4 protein-coding genes are annotated in these 3908 nt (G+C 40.9%); all 4 read left to right on the top strand.

What is annotated here, in order from left to right; all coding sequences use genetic code 11:
- The first annotated feature begins 495 nt into the window (after window positions 1-495).
- The 4 genes from purD to J7K40_02865 all read left to right on the top strand — a co-directional run bounded on the left by purD (window position 496) and on the right by J7K40_02865 (window position 3634).
- Window positions 496-1779, top strand: coding sequence for a phosphoribosylamine--glycine ligase (purD, locus tag J7K40_02880; GenBank protein MCD6161340.1), 1284 nt, complete (start codon window positions 496-498; stop codon window positions 1777-1779).
- Window positions 1776-2243 (top strand): 5-(carboxyamino)imidazole ribonucleotide mutase, encoded by a 468-nt coding sequence (purE, locus tag J7K40_02875; GenBank protein ID MCD6161339.1) that lies wholly within the window; start codon window positions 1776-1778, stop codon window positions 2241-2243. The genes purD and purE overlap by 4 nt, the downstream gene beginning before the upstream one ends.
- Before the next feature lie 6 nt (window positions 2244-2249).
- Window positions 2250-2804: a LemA family protein gene (locus J7K40_02870; protein MCD6161338.1), complete on the top strand. Its 555-nt coding sequence runs from the start codon at window positions 2250-2252 to the stop codon at window positions 2802-2804.
- Between the two features lie 299 nt (window positions 2805-3103).
- Window positions 3104-3634, top strand: coding sequence for a transposase (locus J7K40_02865; GenBank protein ID MCD6161337.1), 531 nt, complete (start codon window positions 3104-3106; stop codon window positions 3632-3634).
- Window positions 3635-3908: the final 274 nt, after the last annotated feature.

The following is a 3908-nucleotide window of genomic DNA, read 5'->3' as shown; positions in this document are numbered from 1 at the left end:
CGACCAATCTCTGGATTCCCAATCAAGTTGGGAATGACGCGGGCAGTGTGGGAATGACATCATTATAGCATCCGCCTAAGACGGACAAAAGGCCGGCCAGTAGTGACTTGCTTTTATAAAATACAAGCCGGCACTTTTTCAGATACAAAGAAAATGTCTTTGTTGAAATAGCTTTTATATTTATTGCCAAGTTATTAACAAAGCAATAATCCGGCTATATCCGACTATTTATTTTGCTTAGGTTACTAAGAGTTGTCCCAAAGCACGTCCATGCAATTTGGAGCGTTACCGAGATTGCACAGACATGCCCGCTCCGCTCCTCGTGATGACTATGAAAACCAACTTGCGGCACAGCATCAGGATATCTGCCCTCCGCGAAATTAAATTCCTTGTGAGCTAAATGACAGGAATCCGGCTTGTTCTTTATTATAAAAAAAGCTTGCAATAACACGGTTTAGAAATATAATTAATAATTCTAATAAGGAGAGAAAAATAATGAAAGTTTTAGTTATTGGAGGCGGGGGAAGAGAACATGCAATCTGTTGGAAACTGTCGCTATCAGCCAAAGTAAAAAAAATATATGCCGCTCCGGGTAATGCTGGCATAGGCACAATTGCCGAATGTGTGGATTTAGCGGTTGATAATCTTACCGGATTGGTCGATTTTGCTAAGAATAATAATATTGACCTGACTGTTGTTGGGCCTGAAGTGCCCTTAACGCTTGGCATTGTTGATGAGTTTGAGAACCGCGGTTTAAAAATATTCGGACCTAGCAAAGAAGCCTCGCAAATAGAAGGCAGCAAAGCGTTTGCTAAAGATTTTATGCATAAACATCACATCCCAACTGCCAGCTATAAGATATTCTCGAAAAATTTTGAGGCGATGGATTTTGTTAAATCCTCCAGCTATCCTCTTGTTATCAAAGCAGATGGTTTAGCGGCGGGCAAGGGCGCTATAGTTTGTCATAATATCGAGGATGCTTACGAGGCTGTTGAGAAGATTATGGTTCAAAAAGTTTTCGGTTCAGCCGGATTGAGACTTATTGTTGAGGAATTTCTTGAGGGCGAGGAAGTTACGGTTATGGCTTTTACCGATGGCAAGACTATTGTACCGATGGTTTTCTCACAAGACCATAAACGTATTTATGAGGGCGATAAAGGCCCCAACACTGGCGGTATGGGCGCTTATGCTCCAACTAATATAATTGATTCGCGCTTGGCAAAAACGATTTATGACGAAATTTTAGAGCCAACGATAGCCGGGTTGACCGCTGAAAACAGAACCTACAAAGGGGTATTGTATTGCGGTTTGATGATTTCCAACCGCGGCGTTAAGGTGCTTGAATATAACTGCCGCTTTGGCGATCCCGAAACCCAGGTAGTTCTGCCGCTTTTGGAAAACGACTTAGCTGATGTTTTGCTGAATATAATTGATGGTTACCTGAACATTGATGAGATTAAATGGTCTGAGAAATCGGCTGTTACCGTAGTTCTTGCCTCAAAGGGATATCCGGGCACGTATGAAACAGGCAAGGTTATTCACGGACTCGATTCGGTTACTGAAAATGACGGATTGGTATTTCATGCCGGAACGAAATTTGAAGACGGCAAGTTTTTGACCAACGGCGGTCGGGTTCTCAATGCCTTCGCTTACGGAAATGGTATAAAAGATGCTATTGCCAATGTTTATAATTTGGTCGAGAAGATAAATTTTGAGGATATGTATTATCGCACCGATATTGGCTGGCGCGCACAAAATAGAATAGGGCTGATGAGATGAGTACAGCAAAACAGGTTTTAATAATCCTTGGCAGTAAATCGGATTCCGAGACAATGAAAGGGTGTTTAGCTATGCTGGATGAATTTGGTATTTCTTATGAGTATCAGATAAGTTCGGCTCATCGCCACACTGAAAAAACAAGGACCTTAGCTGAAACCGCTGCCAGCAAGGGTTTCAAGGTTATAATAGCGGCGGCGGGAATGGCGGCGGCATTACCCGGAGTAATCGCCGCTCATACGATTTTGCCGGTAATCGGCGTGCCTATGCCGGGGTCGGCGCTAAATGGAGTTGACGCTTTATACTCTATCGTGCAGATGCCCACGGGTACACCAGTGGCAACAATGGCAATCGGCAGTCATGGCGCAAAGAACTCCGCCTTATTAGCTGTCAGGATTCTGGCTCTGAGCGATGAATCTACCGCTGAAAAATTAAAGGAATATCAGAATAAATTAGCCAAAGGATAGATGCTTATGATAGTAGTATTTTTATTTTTGTTTGCCCTGTTTATTTTGCCTGTTATTTTCCTGATTTTTATTTATAACAGGCTGATCAATCGAAAAAATCAAGTTGATGAGGCTTTCAGCCAGATTGATGTCCTGCTTACCAAAAGGGCTGACTTGATACCTAATCTGGTCGAAACCGTTAAAGGCTATGCCAAACATGAAAAAACGGTTTTGGAAAATGTTGCCGCCTCGCGGTCATCCCTTTTAAACGCCAAGGACGCCGGCGAAAAATTCAAAGCCTCTGAAACGCTTACGGGCACATTGAAGACATTATTTGCAGTCTCGGAAAACTATCCAGATTTAAAAGCCGACCGGAATTTTCAGGATTTACAGAACCAGTTATCACAGGTCGAGAATGAAATAGCTGAGGTGAGAGCCTCTTACAATCAGCAAGTGAGAAACTATAATACGCTTCAGGAGACATTTCCGGCAAATTTATTTGCCCAGACATTCGGTCATTCATTAAGGCAGTATTACGAGATAGCTGTTGAAAAGAAAGAGCCGCCGAAAGTATCGTTTTAGGAAAGGGTTTGCTTGAAATAGAGGATATTGTTTAATTATAATGTGCGGTGTTAGTTGCCAAGCAGGAGCTTGGTAACCAGGAAGTGTGCGGCGTTAGTTACCAAGCAGGAGCTTGGTAACCAGGAAGTGTCGTTTTAGCAGAGAGTTTGTTCAATGCTAGCTACCAAGCTCCTGCTTGGTAACTATGAACCAGGAATAAATGACCTGACAGCTTAAGGAAAATAATTTTCTCGAAAGGAACGTGAATTTCAATGCTAGCTACCAAGCTCCTGCTTGGTAACTAAGGACATGGCAAGCTTATGAGAACGAGATATAATATATATGATAAAGAAGGAATACATTTCATCAGTTCAAGTATAATAAACTGGCTGCCGGTCTTTGTTAATGATATGTATTTTAACATTTTAATAGAATCATTCAAGTATTGTCAAAGAAAAAAGAAATTTTGTCTATTCGCTTATGTATTAATGAAAAATCATTTTCACGCGATTTTATCTGCTGATAATCTTGCTAAATTCATGAAGGAATATAAAAGCTATACTGCTCGTCAAATCGTTAATCAATTGAAAGAGGATAATAGAAATAATGTATTGAATCTTATGAGAATCAATAAAAAGAAGTATAAAACAGATTCAATATATCAAGTGTGGCAGGAGGGATTTCATCCTCAATTAATTCAGGGTATTGATATGTTCAGGCAGAAAGCTAATTATATACACGAGAATCCTGTACGGGGCGGTTATGTAGAAAATCCTGAAGATTGGAAATATTCAAGCGCAACGAATTTTATTTTAGGAAAGGGTTTGCTTGAAATAGAGGATATTGTTTAATTATAATGTGCGGTGTTAGTTGCCAAGCAGGAGCTTGGTAACCAGGAAGTGTGCGGCGTTAGTTACCAAGCAGGAGCTTGGTAACCAGGAAGTGTCGTTTTAGCAGAGAGTTTGTTCAATGCTAGCTACCAAGCTCCTGCTTGGTAACTATGAACCAGGAATAAATAACCTGACAGCTTAAGGAAAATAATTTTCTCGAAAGGAACGTGAATTTCAATGATAGCTACCAAGCTCCTGCTTGGTAACTATGAACCAGGAATAAATAACCTGACAG

Source organism: Candidatus Zixiibacteriota bacterium (genome assembly GCA_021159005.1).
Classification (GTDB): Bacteria; Zixibacteria; MSB-5A5; order UBA10806; family 4484-95; genus JAGGSN01.
The sequence above is the reverse complement of the archived record's forward strand: the minus strand, read 5'-3'. Positions and strand labels throughout refer to the sequence as shown.